The sequence below is a fragment of the Streptomyces sp. CA-179760 genome, from assembly GCF_050937045.1.
Lineage (GTDB): Bacteria > Actinomycetota > Actinomycetes > Streptomycetales > Streptomycetaceae > Streptomyces.
Window position 1 is genome coordinate 5,967,626 of record NZ_JBNJLZ010000001.1, and the last position, 17,668, is coordinate 5,985,293.

10 protein-coding genes and 1 pseudogene are annotated in these 17,668 nt (G+C 72.1%); 7 read left to right on the forward strand and 4 right to left on the reverse strand.

What is annotated here, in order from left to right:
- Positions 1–103: 103 nt before the first annotated feature.
- Positions 104–2,580 (forward strand): annotated as a pseudogene (pcrA, locus tag ACQEV8_RS27275) (DNA helicase PcrA).
- Between the two features lie 66 nt (positions 2,581–2,646).
- On the opposite strand, the gene ACQEV8_RS27280 reads toward pcrA, so the two are convergent.
- Both ACQEV8_RS27280 and ACQEV8_RS27285 read right to left on the reverse strand, forming a co-directional pair.
- The gene (locus ACQEV8_RS27280) at positions 2,647–4,311 is read right to left on the reverse strand and encodes a M23 family metallopeptidase (protein ID WP_432965172.1); all 1,665 of its coding nucleotides are present in this window, start codon (positions 4,309–4,311) and stop codon (positions 2,647–2,649) included.
- A 97-nt stretch (positions 4,312–4,408) separates the two neighbouring features.
- Positions 4,409–5,275: an esterase/lipase family protein gene (locus tag ACQEV8_RS27285; protein WP_432965175.1), complete on the reverse strand. Its 867-nt coding sequence runs from the start codon at positions 5,273–5,275 to the stop codon at positions 4,409–4,411.
- A gap of 476 nt (positions 5,276–5,751) precedes the next feature.
- On the opposite strand from ACQEV8_RS27285, the gene ACQEV8_RS27290 reads away from it, so the two are divergent.
- On the forward strand, positions 5,752–6,168 hold the full coding sequence (locus ACQEV8_RS27290) for a cobalamin B12-binding domain-containing protein (RefSeq protein WP_432965178.1): 417 nt from the start codon (positions 5,752–5,754) through the stop codon (positions 6,166–6,168).
- Positions 6,169–6,305: 137 nt separating this feature from the next.
- Here ACQEV8_RS27290 and ACQEV8_RS27295 read toward each other — a convergent pair whose 3' ends face one another.
- Together ACQEV8_RS27295 and ACQEV8_RS27300 are read right to left on the reverse strand one after the other, a co-directional pair.
- Positions 6,306–7,973: a DUF5691 domain-containing protein gene (locus ACQEV8_RS27295; RefSeq protein ID WP_432965181.1), complete on the reverse strand. Its 1,668-nt coding sequence runs from the start codon at positions 7,971–7,973 to the stop codon at positions 6,306–6,308.
- A 142-nt stretch (positions 7,974–8,115) separates the two neighbouring features.
- Positions 8,116–9,471 carry an SWIM zinc finger family protein gene (locus ACQEV8_RS27300; RefSeq protein WP_432965184.1) on the reverse strand — a complete coding sequence of 452 codons (1,356 nt, stop codon included), beginning with the start codon at positions 9,469–9,471 and terminating at the stop codon, positions 8,116–8,118.
- 145 nt (positions 9,472–9,616) lie between these two features.
- Between ACQEV8_RS27300 and ACQEV8_RS27305 the strand changes: the two genes are divergently transcribed.
- The 5 genes from ACQEV8_RS27305 (at position 9,617) to sucC (ending at position 17,652) form a co-directional block, all read left to right on the forward strand.
- The gene (locus ACQEV8_RS27305; protein ID WP_432965187.1) at positions 9,617–10,735 is read left to right on the forward strand and encodes an ATP-binding protein; all 1,119 of its coding nucleotides are present in this window, start codon (positions 9,617–9,619) and stop codon (positions 10,733–10,735) included.
- A 51-nt stretch (positions 10,736–10,786) separates the two neighbouring features.
- Positions 10,787–13,222: a DUF5682 family protein gene (locus ACQEV8_RS27310; RefSeq protein ID WP_432965190.1), complete on the forward strand. Its 2,436-nt coding sequence runs from the start codon at positions 10,787–10,789 to the stop codon at positions 13,220–13,222.
- A gap of 139 nt (positions 13,223–13,361) precedes the next feature.
- Entirely contained in the window at positions 13,362–14,525 is a 1,164-nt protein-coding gene (locus tag ACQEV8_RS27315) for a VWA domain-containing protein (RefSeq protein WP_432965193.1), read from the forward strand.
- A 223-nt stretch (positions 14,526–14,748) separates the two neighbouring features.
- Entirely contained in the window at positions 14,749–15,960 is a 1,212-nt protein-coding gene (locus ACQEV8_RS27320; protein ID WP_432965196.1) for a hypothetical protein, read from the forward strand.
- Positions 15,961–16,473: 513 nt separating this feature from the next.
- Positions 16,474–17,652, forward strand: coding sequence for an ADP-forming succinate--CoA ligase subunit beta (sucC, locus tag ACQEV8_RS27325; protein WP_432965199.1), 1,179 nt, complete (start codon positions 16,474–16,476; stop codon positions 17,650–17,652).
- Positions 17,653–17,668: the final 16 nt, after the last annotated feature.

Consider the following 17,668-nt stretch of genomic DNA (forward strand, 5'->3'; position numbering starts at 1 on the left):
GGCCTGTGATCGCGTGGGCCTGGAGGGTGACAAGGGGGTTCTTTCGGCGATGTTCTCAGGGCGGCGGCGGGCTGTCAGTGGGGCGCCCTAGACTCGGAGAGCGATGAGCAGCCTCTTTGACGACAGCTTCCTGGCGGACCTCCAGGCCCAGCGGGGCCCCACGGACGAGCCCCCGCCGCCGCCCGAGGACGATCACGGACCGGAGTCGGTCCCGGACGATCTGTTCGGCGGGAAGTTCGATGTGCCGCCGGACCGCGACGCCTACTACCGGGGCGGCGCCGCGCGCCCGCCGGTGGACGCCGCCGCGCTCCTGGAGGGGCTGAACGACAACCAGCGCGCCGCCGTCACACACTCCGGCTCCCCGCTGCTCATCGTGGCCGGCGCCGGCTCCGGCAAGACCCGTGTGCTCACCCACCGCATCGCCCACCTGCTCGCCGAGCGGAGCGTCCACCCGGGCCAGATCCTCGCCATCACCTTCACCAACAAGGCCGCCGGTGAGATGAAGGAGCGCGTCGAGCAGCTCGTCGGCCCGCGCGCGAACGCCATGTGGGTGATGACGTTCCACAGCGCCTGCGTGCGCATCCTGCGCCGGGAGAGCAAGAGGCTCGGCTTCACATCGAGCTTCTCGATCTACGACGCCGCCGACTCCAAGCGTCTGATGGCCCTGGTCTGCCGCGACCTGGACCTCGACCCCAAGCGCTTCCCGCCGAAGTCCTTCAGCGCCAAGATCAGCAACCTGAAGAACGAGCTGATCGACGAGGAGGACTTCGCCGCCCAGGCCGCCGACGGCTTCGAGAAGACCCTCGCCCAGGCCTACGCGATGTACCAGTCGCGGCTGCGCGAGGCGAACGCCCTCGACTTCGACGACCTGATCATGACGACGGTCAACCTGCTGCGCGCCTTCCCGGACGTCGCCGAGCACTACCACCGCCGCTTCCGCCATGTGCTGGTGGACGAGTACCAGGACACCAACCACGCCCAGTACGCCCTCGTCCGGGAGCTCGTGGGCACCTCCGAGCACCCCGTCGACGTACCGCCCGGCGCGGACGACCTGCCGCCCGCCGAGCTGTGCGTGGTGGGTGACGCCGACCAGTCGATCTATGCCTTCCGCGGCGCGACGATCCGCAACATCCTCCAGTTCGAGGAGGACTACCCGGACGCGACGACGATCCTGCTGGAGCAGAACTACCGCTCCACACAGACGATCCTGAGCGCGGCCAACGCGGTCATCGAGCGCAACGAGTCCCGCCGCCCCAAGAACCTGTGGACCAACGCGGGCACGGGCGCGCAGATCACCGGCTATGTCGCCGACACCGAGCACGACGAGGCGCAGTTCGTCGCCGACGAGATAGACCGTCTCACCGACGCGGGCGAGGCGAAGGCGGGCGACGTCGCCGTCTTCTACCGCACCAACGCCCAGTCACGTGTCTTCGAAGAGATCTTCATCCGTGTCGGCCTGCCCTACAAGGTCGTCGGCGGCGTCCGCTTCTACGAGCGCAAGGAGGTCCGGGACGTCCTGGCCTATCTGCGTGTGCTGGCCAACCCGGAGGACTCGGTGCCGCTGCGCCGGATCCTCAACGTGCCCAAGCGGGGCATCGGCGACCGCGCCGAGGCGATGATCGACGCCCTCTCCCAGCGGGAGAAGATCAGCTTCCCGCAGGCGCTGAAGCGCGTCGACGAGGCGTACGGCATGGCCGCGCGCTCCACCAACGCCGTCAAGCGGTTCAACACGCTGATGGAGGACCTCCGTACGGTCGTCGAGTCCGGCGCCGGCCCCGCCACCGTGCTGGAGGCGATCCTGGACCGCACCGGGTACCTCGCCGAGCTCCAGGCCTCCACCGACCCCCAGGACGAGACCCGGATCGAGAACCTCCAGGAACTCGCCGCCGTCGCCATGGAGTTCGAGCAGGAGCGCGGCGAGGACGAGGGGGAACCCTGTCGGACTTCCTCGAGAAGGTCGCGCTGGTCGCCGACTCCGACCAGATCCCCGACGAAGAGGACGGCGACGGGGTCATCACCCTGATGACCCTGCACACCGCCAAGGGCCTGGAGTTCCCGGTCGTCTTCCTGACCGGCATGGAGGACGGCGTCTTCCCGCACATGCGCGCCCTCGGCCAGACCAAGGAACTGGAGGAGGAGCGGCGCCTGGCGTACGTGGGCATCACGCGCGCGCGGGAACGGCTCTATCTGACGCGCTCCACCCTGCGCAGCGCCTGGGGTCAGCCGTCGTACAACCCGCCCTCCCGGTTCCTGGAGGAGATCCCGCCGACCCACCTGGAGTGGAAGCGGACCGGTGCGACCGCACCGGCGTCCTCCGGGCCGGTCTCCGCCGTGGCGGCCTCGCTGTCGTCGTCCCGTTCGCGGTCGTCGGCGTCGGGCGCGTCCGGTTTCGCCACGCGCCGGACCGCCGAGAAGCCGGTCGTGTCACTGGCGGTCGGGGACCGGGTCACGCACGACCAGTTCGGGCTCGGGACCGTCGTGGCGGTCAAGGGCACGGGCGCGAACGCCGAGGCGACGATCGACTTCGGGGACAAGCCGAAGCGGCTGCTGCTGCGGTACGCGCCGGTGGAGAAGCTGTAGCCCTGTGAGCCGGTAGCCCTGTGAGGTGAGCCTCCGCCGGCCGGACCGGCGGGGGCTGCCGGGACGTTACGTCGGGTCGACGCCGTGGCTGCGCAGCCACGGGAGCGGGTCGATCGGCGAGCTGCCGCCCGGACGCACCTCGAAGTGCAGATGAGGGCCGGTCGAGTTGCCGGAGTTGCCCGAGCGCGCGATCGAATCGCCGGCCTTCACGGTCGTACCGGAGGGGACCGTGTAGGTGGAGAGGTGGCAGTACCACGTCTCCGTGCCGTCCTTCGCGGTCAGGATCAGCATGTTGCCGTAGGCGCTGTTCCACTGGGTGCGGACGGTGCCGTCGGTCGCGGCCATCACGGTCGTGCCGTACGAGACGGGGAAGTCGATGCCGGTGTGCAGGGACATCCAGTTGATGCCGGACTGGCCGTACTGGGCACTGAGTCCGTGGCGGGCGACCGGCATGGCGAACTTCGGGCGCAGCCGCTCCTTGCGGGCCGCCTCTTCCGCCGCCCGCTTCCGCTCGGCCGCCTGCTGGGCCTTGAGGTCGATACGTTCCTGCGTACGGCTGGCCCGGTCGGCGAAGTCGTCCGCGCCGGCGGAAAGACTCTGCAGCTGCGTGTCCAGCTTGTTGTTGGCGGCGGCGGGCTTCACCGGCTGCGCGTCGGCCGCGGTCGTCTGCGCCTCCGCGGCGCTGTCCTCGGTGAGGCTGCCGACCGACGCGGCGGCGATCCCCGCGACGCCCATCACGCATGCCGAGGGCACCGCGATGGTCATCAGCGCCGAGCGCTTGGGGGGCGTACGGCGGCGGGAGCGGGACCCGGCGCGCGAGGCCGCCCGCGCGGCGGTGCGCGGGCCGACCTCTTCCTGGCCGTCCAGGAGCGGGCCGACGGTGGGCAGTTCGCCGGTGGCGGCCGGCTCACCGCCGTCCGCGGCGGGGTCGTAGGGGGCCCCGGTGGCTTCGTCGTAGCCGACCTGCTCGAACGTCGCCGTCTCCTGCTGGTGGAAGGCGTCCGAGTGCTGCTCGTACCCGTCGGGGGACGGCGCGGCGGAGCCGTCGGAGTTCCACTGCGTGGCGTCGTAGGTGCCGGTGTCGAAGGCCTGCGTGCCCCATTCCCACTGCTGGGTCTGGTCGGCCGGATTGCCGGACTGGTCGGGCTGGAGCCAGTCGCCGGTGTCCCACTGGCCGGTGGCGTCCGGGGACCCGGCCTGCGACGGGACGACCGACAGCGGCTGCTGCTGGGCCGGCCAGGAGGTCGTGTCGTAGACACCGGTGTCGTAGGCGGCGTGATGCTGGGCCGCGTACATGTCGTAGTGCGGGTTCTCGTGCGTGCCCGTGGGCCAGTGACCTGTGTCGTAGGTGCCCGTGTCGGGGCCGCTGCCCGGCAGGTTGCCGAAAAGGGGGTCGCTGGCGAAGCTCGCGGTGGCGTGCCCGGTGGCGTCGAAGCCGGCGCCGTCCGTACCGGTGGGGTGGGTGCCGGGGGTGCCGAAACCGGTCGCGGCGTAGTCGCCGTACGTGGTGAAGTCGCCGTACTGGGCTTCCTGGGTGCCGTACGACGCGTAGTGCGCCGAGGCGGCCTCGGAAGCCGGAGCCGGGGGCATGGTCCCCGACGGGTGACGGTCGTTCACCAACTTCTCTTTCGCCTCGACAACAGGGGCTGCCAGAGCAGTGCGGCGACTGTACCCGGCGGTACGCGGGCACGACAATCTTCGGCAGGTTTCGCGCGCGCATGAAACGGGCATTCGGCCGTGTTTTGGCGGACGGCGGGCGCGGGTTTGGCTTTGTGTTCGAAGTTTGTTCGACATTTCGATGCGAGGCGCACATCGGTCGGGTCCGGTTTCAGGCCACCGTGAGGCCGCCGGTGTGATCGACGGACGGTTCACCCGGGTGGGCCGTGTCGAGGACCTGCCGTATTCCGTTGGCGACTGCGGGGTGCACGGGCAGGGCGAGGTGACCGATGCCGGTCACCCGCACGTTCTGCACCGTCAGATCGGGATGGTCGATGCGGGCCGTCTCCAGCGGGTCCATCACATGGTCCAGGTCGCTCCAGTAGCTGACGAAGTGCGTACGGCAGTCAGGGGCGGGCCGAGTGAGCTCCTCGAGCACCGGTGAGCCGGGGCGCATCTGGCGCACGATGGGGTGCGCGTCCGCCAGGGGCGCGACCCGGGTTCCGGAGTGCGGCGTGCCGAGGGTGACGAGGGTCCGGACGCGGGCGTCACCGCCGAGCCGCTGCACGTAGTAACGCGCTATCAGACCACCGAGGCTGTGCCCGACGACATCGATCTGCCGGGCTCCGGTGCGCTCGCAGATCTCCTCCACGCGCCGGCCGAGCAGCTCGGCCGCGGCGCGTATGTCGCAGGTCAGCGGCGAGTAGTTGAGGGACTCGATCTGCTGCCTGCCGTGCTGGGCGAGGCTGCGGCGCAGCAGGACGAAGACCGACCGGTTGTCGATGAAGCCGTGCAGCAGGAGGACCGGGGGCTTGGCCTCCGTGGGCAGTTGGGCGGCATCGTCCGTCGCGGGCGGTACCGGGGCGGGGCCTCGTCGCTCCTGCGTGATGCCGGAGGGGTAGAGGAGGAGATGCCCGGCCAGGATCGCGATCTCCAGGGCGGTGGCCTTCAGAAGTGCCACGGAGAGTCCCGTCAGCCGGCTCGGCAGCAGGCGCCGGCAGAACGGGAGAAAGGGCGGAGCAGCCCCGGTGACCTTCATGGCCGACCTCCTGTCGGCACGCGGAAGGACGGCTCCGCCCCCCGTGTGCCCTCGTGGAAAGCTGCTGCGAAGACGGTCGGCGATGACCACGTGAGCGGCCCGAGCCGCGTGTGCCGTGGGGCTTGAGTGTGGCGTGTGGCGTGTGTGGCGCCGGTGATCCCCTGCGTGCGGTACGTGCCGTACGTGCGGTTCCTGCCCTGCGTGTCTTCGCCGAAGTGCCGTACCGCCGCTGTGCGTGGTGGGTGTGGCGGCGGTACGGCGACTTCGTCGCGGCTCCCCTTGCGCTTGTCCCACCGTGTGATTTCCCCCTCGGTCCGCAGCGCGAAACTGCCGGTTGCGGGATCCTGGAGATAACGTTCGTTCACTTGCCCGGACGATGCGGGGCGGGGTGTCCGTGCGGTGCGGCGTGTACGGCGTGCCCGATGTGTGCGGTACTTGTCGGTACGGATGGATGTATTCGCTTCATGGAGGCAGTGATGGGTGTGGCAGCCGGTCCGATCCGCGTAGTGGTGGCCAAGCCGGGGCTCGACGGCCACGATCGCGGGGCCAAGGTGATCGCCCGGGCCCTGCGTGACGCCGGTATGGAAGTCATCTACACCGGGCTCCACCAGACTCCCGAGCAGATCGTCGACACGGCGATCCAGGAGGACGCCGACGCGATCGGGCTGTCCATCCTCTCCGGCGCGCACAACACGCTCTTCGCGGCGGTGATCGCGCTGCTCAAGGAGCGGGACGCGGCGGACATCCTGGTCTTCGGCGGCGGGATCATCCCCGAGGCCGACATCCCCCTGCTGAAGGAGAAGGGTGTCGCGGAGATCTTCACGCCCGGCGCGACGACGACGTCGATCGTGGAGTGGGTCCGGACGAACGTACGCCAGCCGGCCGGGGCGTAGGCCACCGGCGGTTCGGCCGGGGCGGCTTCGGCTGGTCGCGGCCGCGGCCGGGGGCGATGTCGGTTTCGGTGTCGTGACTGGTGGGCCTGTTGTCGCCCGGGGCCGGGTCCTCGCGCGGTCGTCGAGGGATCGCGGGTCTACGGCGCGCCCAGTTCCTCCGCCATGGCCGCGCGCAGCCGCAGGGTCGTGACCAGGCGCTGGAAGGCCTCCGCCCAGTAGCCGCCCGCTCCCGGTGAGGCGTTCTCCGGTTCGTCCGGTACGGCCAGCAGGAGGTCGAGGCGGCCGGCCTCGGACGGGTCGAGGCAGCGCTCGGCCAGGCCCATGACTCCGCTGAAACTCCATGGATAACTCCCTGCGTCCCGAGCGATGTTGAGCGCGTCCACGACCGCCCGGCCGAGCGGCCCGGACCATGGCACCGCGCACACCCCGAGCAGCTGAAAGGCCTCGGACAGGCCGTGCGTCGCGATGAAGCCGGCCACCCACTCGGCCCGCTCGGCGGCGCCCAGGGCGCCGAGCAGCTTGGCGCGTTCGGCCAGGGACACCGCGCCCGGGCCGCCTGCCTCCGGGGCCGAGGGCACGCCGAGCAGCGCGCGCGACCACTCGGCGTCCCGCTGGCGCACCGCCGCCCGGCACCACGCCGCGTGCAGTTCGCCCTGCCAGTCGTCCGCCACCGGCAGCGCCACGATCTCCCGGGGTGTCCGCCCGCCCAACCGCCGCGACCAGGCTCCGAGCGGGGCGGCCTCGACCAACTGACCGAACCACCAGGACCGTTCTCCCCGTCCCGCCGGGGCCTTCGCCACGACGCCGTCGCGCTCCATGGCCGGGTCGCACTCGTGAGGCGCTTCGACGGCGATCACCGGTGTGCTCTGAGTGCTCTGAGTGGTTGGAGTGGTTGGTGTGGCCTGTGCGGTCTGCGTGTGATCGACGGCCACGCACGCCTCCGCTCTGACCGCCATCCGCGCGGCGAGTGCCGAACCGGGCAGCGCCGACAACAGCTCCGCCGCCGTCGCCCGGACGTTGCGGCTGCGGTCCGCCAGGGCCTGTTCCAGGAACGGCTCGTCGTCCGGGCCCAGGCCCGCGCGCAGGGAGTCGAGGAACATCAGCCGGTCCTCGGCCCGCTCCGTCGCCCAGGTCGTCGCGAGCAGTTCGCGTGCGGCTGCCGGTTCGCGGGAGCGCAGGGCCGAGAGAAGGGCGACCCGCTCGGCGAACAGGCCCTCCTGCCACAGGCGCTGAACACGCTCGTCGTCATCGACGTGCGGCAGGGCCGCTCCACCACCCGGTGCCGAGCGCAGGGCGAACCGCCAGTCCTGGTTCAGCCGCGCCAGCCACAGGGCCCGCGGCCCCGCGAACTCCAGCACCGCCGGACGCAGGTCGGTACGCCCCCGGGCCGCGTCCAGCAGCGCGGGAAGCGCGTGCGGAGGCGGCGCGAAACCGCGGGCGTTGGCCCCCGCGAGCCACTGGGGCAGCAGCTCCATCAGGTCGGGCGCGGCGCCCCGGCGGCCGCCGCCGGACGGGCCGGGGCGGTCGGCCAGCAGCAGCGCGAGCCGGCGGGCCGCTGCGGGCGGCAGGGGTGGACGAGGGTCCTCCGGGGCCGCTTGCGGCCGCTCCGCGGCCCGCGCCGGACGCAGACCGGCCCGACGCCGTACGGTCTCCGTCGCCGCCGCGTCCAGCAGGGCCACCGGCGCCTCCGGGCCCGGCCCGGAGCCCGGCGGGGTGCGCCGGTCCGTGCCCAGCAGAGCCGTGGTGACGAGCCCCTCCCAGGCGCCCGCGACGGGCGCGTCCACAGCAGCGGAGGTCCTGGTCATGAGCGTCCTTTCCGTGGGGCGCCCGTGAGTGGTTGAAGTCTCACTCTCATCGGTTGTCCCGTGATGCCTGAAAGATGCGTTGATTGGGCTGATTCATGGGAAGGGTGGGGCGTATCGGGACGGCCGGTCCGCCGCCGTCGGTTCAGCACAGGGTCACCGCGTCGCCCGGCCCCGCGGGCCAGGCCGTCAGCGGGGTGAAGCCCTGGTGGCCGCATTCGCCGAAGACCCTGACCGGGGCACCGCCCGACAGGGCGACGAGCCGCCACAGGCCGGGCCGGGAACGCGCGACGGGTGTGAGCGGCAGCGCCGCGTCCTCGTCGGCGTCCGCCAACTGCCAGGAGCCGCCGTCCGGGGTGGGGACGACCCGGTCCAGCGTCACCGGGACGGATTCCAGCCACGGGTCGTCGCGCAGGGCGTCGCCGTAGCGGGCCGCCGCCTGCGACGTCGTCATCCCCGGCGGACGTGTGTCCGTGGGCGTGGACGGTGCGAACTGCTCGCCCAGGGCAACCCGCAGCTGCCCCGCGCCCGGGTAGACGGGCATCTCGGCATCCAGGGTCAGACCCACCGGCAGCGCCAGCTCCGGGGCGCGGCCGGCGGCGCCGTAGGAGAGGAGCAGCACGGTGCGGTGCGAGTCGGCGCCGTGCAGCCAGATCCGGCGGGTCGTCAGGCGTGGGTCCGTCGTGTCGTACTGGGCGAGCACCAGCCAGCGGTCCCGCACCGGCGGGCCCTCCGCGGAGGCCGGCAGGCCGATCCGGGAACGGACCGTGGCGGCGAGGCCGTCCGGCAGCCGCTCGCGGCGCAGCCAGCCCTGGCCGAGGAGATGCAGCAGCGCGCACTCCTCCAGCAGCCGCACCGGCCAGCCCGGACCGGTGGACGGGATCGCCCCCAGCTCGCGGACCCGCGCGGCGAGGCCCTGTGCCTGGGCGTCGACCATGCGGGCCGCCGTCTCCTCCCAGAGGCCGTAACCGGACTGCTCCGCTGTCGCCAGGCCGCCGCGCAACAAGTCCGCCAGGCGCTGCTCCAGCTCCACCGCACCCGCCGTGACCCGCTCGGCCCGCCGCTCCGCCCGGCGCCGCGCCGCCTCCGGATCAGCGGACCCGGACGGCGAAGCCGGGCTCTCTCCCGAGCCCTTCTCCTCCGCGCGCTTGCGCCGCCCCGCTATCCACTGCCCGGCCCACTCCGGTGCCTGCCCCGACGGCACCGCTCCGTCGCCGCCCGCCCAGAGCAGCAGCAGCCCGAGAGCGTGCTTGCACGGGAACTTGCGGCTCGGGCAACTGCACTTGTACGCGGGCCCCGAGGCGTCCGCGATGTCCACGATCGTCTGATACGGCTTGCTTCCGCTGCCCTTGCACAGCCCCCACACCGTCCCCTCTTCGGAACTCCCCGCCTCGGACCACGGCCCCGCCGCGCCGAGTTTGCTTCCCGCTTTGCGTGACGTGGTGTCAGGCGCCAGTGCCAGCACCTGGTCCGCCGTCCAGCGCACCCCCTGCTGAGTCATGCCAACGAAGGTAGATCCCACCACTGACAATCGGGTCCGCGAGCGCCTCCGGCGAGGTATTTCCGCAGGTCAGAACGCATTGTCAGTGGTGTGGTGCAACGTGGTCACCAGATCCGAACCGGCCGAGCTGGAGGGGGACTCAGCCATGCCTGTGTCCGTTGAACCGACGTCGCAGACCGACGGCGCCGAGGCGCTGCGGCCGCACGCCGAGGACGCTTTCGCCGGCGAACTCGCCGCACTCGCCGCGCAGGACGACCGCCCGCGCCCCGCCCGCTGGAAGCTGTCGCCGTGGGCCGTCGCGACCTACCTGCTCGGCGGCACACTGCCGGACGGCACGCTGATCACGCCGAAGTACGTGGGCCCGCGCCGCATCGTCGAGGTCGCGGTCACCACGCTCGCCACCGACCGCGCTCTGCTCCTGCTCGGCGTGCCCGGCACGGCGAAGACCTGGGTGTCCGAGCACCTGGCCGCGGCGGTCAGTGGCGATTCCACGCTGCTGGTGCAGGGCACCGCCGGCACACCGGAGGAGGCCATCCGGTACGGCTGGAACTACGCGCGGTTGCTCGCCCACGGTCCCAGCCGCGACGCCCTCGTGCCCAGCCCGGTCATGCGGGCGATGTCCGACGGCATGACCGCCCGTGTCGAGGAACTGACACGTATTCCCGCCGATGTGCAGGACACGCTCATCACGATCCTGTCGGAGAAGACGCTGCCGATACCGGAACTGGGACAGGAGGTGCAGGCGGTCCGGGGCTTCAACCTCATCGCCACGGCCAACGACCGCGACCGCGGGGTCAACGACCTGTCCAGCGCCCTGCGCCGCCGCTTCAACACGGTGGTGCTGCCCTTGCCGGAGAGCCCCGACGCCGAGGTCGACATCGTCTCGCGCCGCGTCGACCAGATCGGCCGCTCCCTCGACCTGCCGGCCGCGCCCGAAGGCCTCGACGAGATCCGCCGGGTCGTCACGGTCTTCCGGGAGCTGCGCGACGGGGTCACGGCCGACGGCCGGACGAAGCTGAAGTCGCCCAGCGGCACGCTGTCCACGGCCGAGGCGATCTCCGTCGTCACCAACGGGCTCGCCCTGGCGGCCCACTTCGGCGACGGCGTGCTGCGGCCCGGCGACGTCGCCGCGGGCATCCTCGGCGCGGTGGTCCGCGACCCCGCGGCCGACCGCGTCATCTGGCAGGAGTACCTGGAGACCGTCGTCCGCGAGCGCGACGACTGGAAGGACTTCTACCGGGCCTGCCGCGAGGTGAGCGTGTGAGCGGTACGGGGCGGGGCCGTCAGAGGTGCGCGTGGAAGGGAGGGGAACGGCGTGGCAGGCGTGGAGAAGGCTGAGGGCCGGGTGGCCGGGGCCGGGCCGCTGCTGCTCGGGGTGCGGCATCACGGGCCGGGGTCGGCCCGGGCGGTGCGGGCGGCGCTGGAGCAGGCCCGGCCGAGGGTCGTGCTGATCGAGGGGCCGCCCGAGGCCGACGCTCTGATCCCGCTCGTCGCCGACGAGGAGATGCGGCCTCCGGTCGCCCTGCTCGCCCATGCCGTGGACGAACCCGGCCGCTCGTCGTTCTGGCCGATGGCCGAGTTCTCCCCGGAGTGGGTCGCCATCCGCTGGGCCCTGGCACACGACGTCCCGGCCCGCTTCATCGACCTGCCGGCCACGCACACGCTGGCCTGGGGGCGGCAGGAAGACGCGATGGGCACCGACGCAGACGCGGGCGCAGATGCGGCCGGAGACGAAGACGGAGGTGGCGAGGGCGACAGCGCCGGTGAATCGGCCCCCGGCACCGGCCCCGGCCCCGCCGATCTGCGGATCGATCCGCTCGGCGTACTCGCCGAGACCGCCGGCTACGACGATCCCGAGCGGTGGTGGGAGGACGTCGTGGAGCACCGGGGCGTGGGGAAGGGGGACGCGCTCGCGCCGTTCACCGTGCTCGAGGAGGCGATGGGGGCGCTTCGGGAGACCTACGGCGTCGGTGGGCACGACCGGGACCTGGTGCGGGAGGCCTGTATGCGGCTCCAGGTGCGGGCCGCGCAGCGGGAGTTCGAGAACGGCGTGGCCGTCGTCTGCGGGGCCTGGCACGTGCCCGCCCTGCGGCAGAGGACGACCGTCGCCGCCGACAGGGCGCTGCTGAAGGGGCTGCCCAAGGTCAAGACGGACATGACCTGGGTGCCGTGGACCCACCGCAGGCTGTCCCGGATCAGCGGCTACGGGGCCGGCATCGAGTCGCCGGGCTGGTACGGGCATCTGTTCAGCGCACCGGACCGGCCGGTCGAGCGGTGGCTGACCAAGGTGGCCGGGCTGCTGCGCGCCGAGGACCGGATGGTCTCCTCCGCGCATGTCATCGAGGCGGTGCGGCTGGCCGAGACGCTCGCGGCGATGCGCGGCCGTCCCCTGCCCGGCCTGAGCGAGACGACCGACGCGGTGCGGGCGGTGATGTGCGAGGGCTCGGACGTACCGCTGGCGCTGGTGCACGACCGGCTGGTCGTGGGGGACGTACTGGGGGAGGTGCCGCCGACGGCGCCGGCGGTTCCGTTGCAGCGGGACCTCGCCCGGCTCCAGCGCCGATTGCGGCTGAAGCCGGAGGCGCTGGAGCGGGAGTTGGAGCTCGATCTGCGCAAGGAGACCGACGCCGGCCGCAGCAGGCTGCTGCACCGGCTGCGGTTGCTCGGAGTCGCCTGGGGCGAACCGGCCGCCTCGCGGGGCAGTACGGGCACCTTTCGGGAGACCTGGCGGCTGCGCTGGGAGCCCGAGCTGTCGGTGCGGGTCGCCGAGGCCGGCGTATGGGGGACGACCGTACTGTCCGCCGCGACCGCGAAGGCCGAGACGGACGGGGTCTCCGCGCGGGGCCTCGCCGATGTCACCGCGCTCGCCGAGCGCTGCCTGCTGGCCGAACTGCCCGACGCCCTGCCCACGGTGATGCGGATCCTCGCCGACCGTGCGGCCCTCGACACGGACGTCGGCCATCTCGCCCAGGCGCTGCCGGCCCTGGTCCGCTCCCTGCGCTACGGCGATGTGCGCGGCACGGACACCGGGGCCCTGGGGGAGGTCGCCGCGGGCCTCGCCGAGCGGGTCTTCGTCGGTCTGCCCCCGGCCTGCGCCGCGCTCGACGCGGACGCCGCCGAGGAGATGCGGCGCCATGTGGACGCGGTGCACGGGGCCGTGGGGCTCCTGGGCGACGCACCCGCCACGGGACACGGCGATCTGAGAGGCCGTTGGCAGTCGGTGCTGCGCGTGCTGTGCGGGCGGGACACCGTGCCCGGGGTGATCCGGGGGCGGGCCGTACGGCTCCTGCTCGACGACGGGGAGCTGGCGCAGGACGAGGCGGCGCTGCTCATGGGGCTCGTCCTGTCACCGGGAACACCGCCGGCGGACGCGGCCGCGTGGATCGAGGGCTTCGTCGGAGGAGGCTCCGGCGGCGGGATGCTCCTGGTGCACGACGAGCGGCTGCTCGGGCTGGTCGACGCGTGGCTGACCGGCGTGCCGGCGGAGGCCTTCACGGACGTGCTGCCCCTGCTGCGGCGGACGTTCTCTGCGTACGAGCCCGGGGTGCGCCGGACCCTCGGCGAACTGGTCCGGCGCGGGCCCGGGGCAGGGGGCGGCGGTGCGGCAGCGGCCGGCTCCGGCATACCCGGCTTCGAGGCCGAGCTCGACACGGCGCGCGCGGATGCCGTGCTGCCGGTCGTGCGGCTGCTGCTCGGGCTGGACGACGTGGAAGAGAAGACCGGTAACGACCTGGCGGGGGTGACGGTATGACAGCCGACGAACTGAGGGAGCCGACTCCGAGGACGGAAGCGGCGCACACCATCGGCAACGGGCCCTGGGCGGAAGGCCGGCCGACGACGACCGTGCCGGTGATCCCGCTGTGGGAACGGCTTCGCGGGGGAGGACGCGGATGACGGCCGAGGCGACGGACCCGGCGCAGGAGCGGTTGCGGCGGTGGCGGCTGGTGCTCGGGGGCGACGCGGCGGACGGCACCGGCTGTGCGCTGTCGGGGCAGGACGCGGCGATGGACGGGGCGCTCACCGCGCTCTACGGCAAGGGGGAGAAGCCGCAGGGAGGCCGGGACCGTTCGGCGGGGCTCGGGGCGTCGGCGCCGTCCGTGGCGCGCTGGCTCGGGGACATCCGGACGTACTTCCCGTCCTCCGTCGTGCAGGTCATGCAGCGCGACGCCATCGACCGGCTCGGTCTCGCCACGCTGCTGCTGGAGCCGGAGATGCTGGAGGCGGTGGAGGCCGACGTGCATCTCGTCGGCACGCTGCTGTCGCTCAACAAGGCCATGCCGGAGACGACGAAGGAGACGGCACGGGCGGTTGTGCGCAAGGTCGTCGAGGACCTGGAGAAGCGGCTCGCCACCCGTACCCGGGCCACCCTCACCGGCGCCCTCGACCGCAGCGCCCGCATCAACCGGCCCCGCCACCACGACATCGACTGGAACCGCACGATCGCGGCCAACCTCAAGCACTACCTGCCCGAGTACCGAACGATCGTGCCGGAGCGGCTCATCGGGTTCGGGCGGGCGTCCCAGTCCACCAAGAAGGAGGTCATCCTCTGTATCGACCAGTCGGGATCCATGGCGGCATCGGTTGTGTACGCGTCGGTGTTCGGAGCGGTGCTCGCCTCGATGCGGACGATCTCCACGCGACTCGTCGTCTTCGACACTGCGGTCGTCGACCTCACCGATCAGCTCGACGACCCGGTGGACGTGCTCTTCGGCACGCAACTGGGGGGCGGTACGGACATCAACCGGGCGCTCGCGTACTGCCAGTCGCAGATCTCCCGGCCCGCCGAGACGGTGGTCGTGCTGATCAGCGACCTCTACGAAGGGGGCATCCGGAACGAGATGCTCAAGCGGGTCTCGGCGATGAAGGCGTCGGGGGTGCAGTTCGTGACGCTGCTGGCGCTCTCGGACGAGGGGGCACCGGCGTACGACCGGGAGCACGCGGCCGCGCTCGCCGCGCTGGGGGCACCGGCGTTCGCCTGCACTCCCGATCTGTTCCCGGAGGTGATGGCGGCGGCGATCGAGAAGCGGCCGCTGCCGATACCGGATGCGGTGTGACGATTTGTCGACGCGTTGTCATCCGATTCGGTCCGGCAAAACGGATATGACTGGCCATCGGTGAAGAGGGGCTTGCGCGACCTCCGCACTCCCGTGCGAGGATCGGCGCCTGCTCGGCAGAGTGTCGTGCCGCTCCGGGCAGTACCGCGTTGTGTCGACTCGTTGCCCGTGACGCGTGATGCGTTCCGCACTTGCTCCGTCGCACGGGAGGAAGCTCCCCCACTTGACCTCGTCAGCAGCCCTGTCCGGTGCCGTTGTGCGCGTACTGCGCGCAGCGGCCGGGCGGCGTGCGCTCCAAGTGGCGCTGCTGGTGGGCGGGGTGCTCGTCCTCGGTCTCCTGTGCGGCGAGCGGGCGTATGCGGCTGACGGGGTGCGGGTGTCGGCGGACAGCACGGCCGGGCGGGCGGTCAGCGGGCAGAGGGGCGAACCTCCCGTGTCCGGAGCGGGCAGTGCTCAGCTCGAACGGGCCGTGGGCGAGCGGGCCGTACGAGTGTCCGATGACGCGAGGGAGTCGGTCGGCGGGGAGCTGATGAAGGCGCCGGCGAAGCTGCCGGCGCCTCCGAAGGCTCCTTCGCCGGCGGGTCGGCCGGATCGGTCGTCCCTGCCGGACCTGTCGGGTGCGTTGGACCTGTCAGGTGTGCCGGACATGTCGGGTGCGCCGGACCTGCCGGACCTGCCGGATCGGTCGACACTGCCCGATCCGCCGAAGGCACCGGCGCTCACCGTGACGCCCAAGCCGCCGTCCGTCCCCGGCCTGCCGACGCTGCCGGGCCTGCCCGACCCGCCGGCGATGCCGGTGACGCCGAAGGCGCCGTCCGTCCCCGGCCTGCCGACGCTGCCGGGCCTGCCCGACCCGCCGGCGATGCCAGATCTGCCCGGGCTGCCAGATCTGTCCGGGCTGCCGGGCCCGCCCGCTCCACCCGACGGCGATGTCGCGCTTCCGGGAGCTCCCGCTTCGCCCGGGCTCCCCGGCTACCCGGCGTTCCCGAGCCACCCCGTGCCCGTGCCCGCACCCGCACCTGCACCCGGGCCTGGTCCAGTCACGGCCGACCCCCAGCCGGCCGGTACCCCTGCCTCCCCGGGTGCCTCCCCGGCCACGACCGGGGACGCGTCCCCCGAGGCCCACGGTGACCACTACCGAGCCCCGTACACCCACCGCGCGGCCCACGACCACGCGCACCACGTCAGACGCGCAGCCCACACCGGCCCCTCCGTGAGCGGCGCCGTCCCGGTCGGTCACGTGCCCGGAGGGCGTCCGGACGGCACGCTCTGCAACCGTTACACGGCGGACAACGGCACACCGCGTCACGGCGACGCGCATGCCGTCACGCCGGACGGCCGGGCTCCGCTGAGCCTCGTGCGCGGGGTCGCTGCCCGCGCCTGCGCGGCGGCTACCCGGGACGGTCACCGGGACATTCCCGTCTTTCCCGGCTAGCAGAGGCAGGCCAGCGCTCCTCCGCCGTACGGACCCGTCGCGCGGGGCGCGTCTCCCTCTCCCGTTCCCAAGACTCCGCGAGCCCTCACGCCCGGACGGTCGAAGCCGTCGGCGGTCCGAGGCCGAAACCTCGTGGATTGAGGTCGGCCGGCCCCCATTGGGGTGGGGACCGACCGACCCGCCCCCTGGAGAGCAGGGCCCTGAACTGGGCGTTTGTGCTCCTGCGGGGGTGTTCGGCGGGCCTCACCGGGTTTACCCCGGCCCGGTGAGGCCCCTCACCCCAGGCACGCTGTGCCAGAGAGCGCGGCATCATGTGACAGGTATCACCGCTCAGGTGTGACCCTCGATTTAGGGGCCTCCTGCAAGCAGCGATAACCTGCGAGACGGACATGCCGCGCGCTCGGACACCGTGTGCGCCTCCCTTGTGACTGACAGACGGCGGACGTCACGTTGCCCTCGCGGCACGCCCACGCAGACAACGAACCGCGAGATCACTGATAGGGACGGAAGCGCGTGGACCTGTTCGAGTACCAGGCGAGGGACCTCTTCGCCAAGCACGATGTACCGGTGCTGGCCGGTGAAGTCATCGACACGCCTGAGGCGGCCCGCGCAGCCACCGAGCGCCTCGGTGGCAAGTCCGTCGTCAAGGCCCAGGTGAAGGTCGGCGGCCGTGGCAAGGCCGGCGGCGTCAAGCTGGCGGCGACCACCGACGAGGCGGTCGAGCACGCGACCAACATCCTCGGCATGGACATCAAGGGCCACACGGTCCACAAGGTGATGATCGCCGAGACGGCTCCGGAGATTCTGGAGGAGTACTACGTCTCCTTCCTCCTGGACCGTGCCAACCGCACCTTCCTCTCCATCGCGTCCGTCGAGGGCGGCATGGAGATCGAGGAGGTGGCGGAGACCCGCCCCGAGGCCGTCGCCAAGACGCCGATCGACGCCAACGTAGGTGTGACCCCCGAGGTCGCGCGCCAGATCGTCGAGGCCGCGAACTTCCCGGCCGAGGTCGCCGACAAGGTCGCGAACATCCTCGTCACCCTGTGGAAGACCTTCCTCGAGGAGGACGCCCTCCTGGTCGAGGTCAACCCGCTGGCCAAGGTCGCCTCCGGTGACGTCATCGCCCTGGACGGCAAGGTCTCCCTCGACGAGAACGCCGAGTTCCGTCAGCCGGAGCACGAGGCCCTCCAGGACAAGGACGCGGCCAACCCGCTCGAGGCCGCCGCCAAGGAGAAGAACCTCAACTACGTCAAGCTCGACGGCGAGGTCGGAATCATCGGCAACGGCGCGGGTCTCGTGATGAGCACCCTGGACGTCGTCGCGTACGCCGGTGAGGCGCACGGTGGCGTGAAGCCCGCCAACTTCCTCGACATCGGTGGTGGCGCCTCCGCCGCCGTCATGGCGAACGGCCTGGAGATCATCCTCGGCGACCCGGACGTCAAGTCCGTCTTCGTCAACGTCTTCGGTGGCATCACCGCCTGCGACGAGGTCGCCAACGGCATCGTCCAGGCGCTGCAGCTGCTCAAGGACAAGGGCGAGGAAGTCAACAAGCCCCTGGTCGTCCGTCTGGACGGCAACAACGCGGAGCTCGGCCGCAAGATCCTCTCCGACGCCAACCACCCGCTGGTGCAGCGCGTGGACACCATGGACGGAGCGGCCGACAAGGCCGCCGAGCTCGCGGCTGCGAAGTAAGGGACGAGGGACTAAA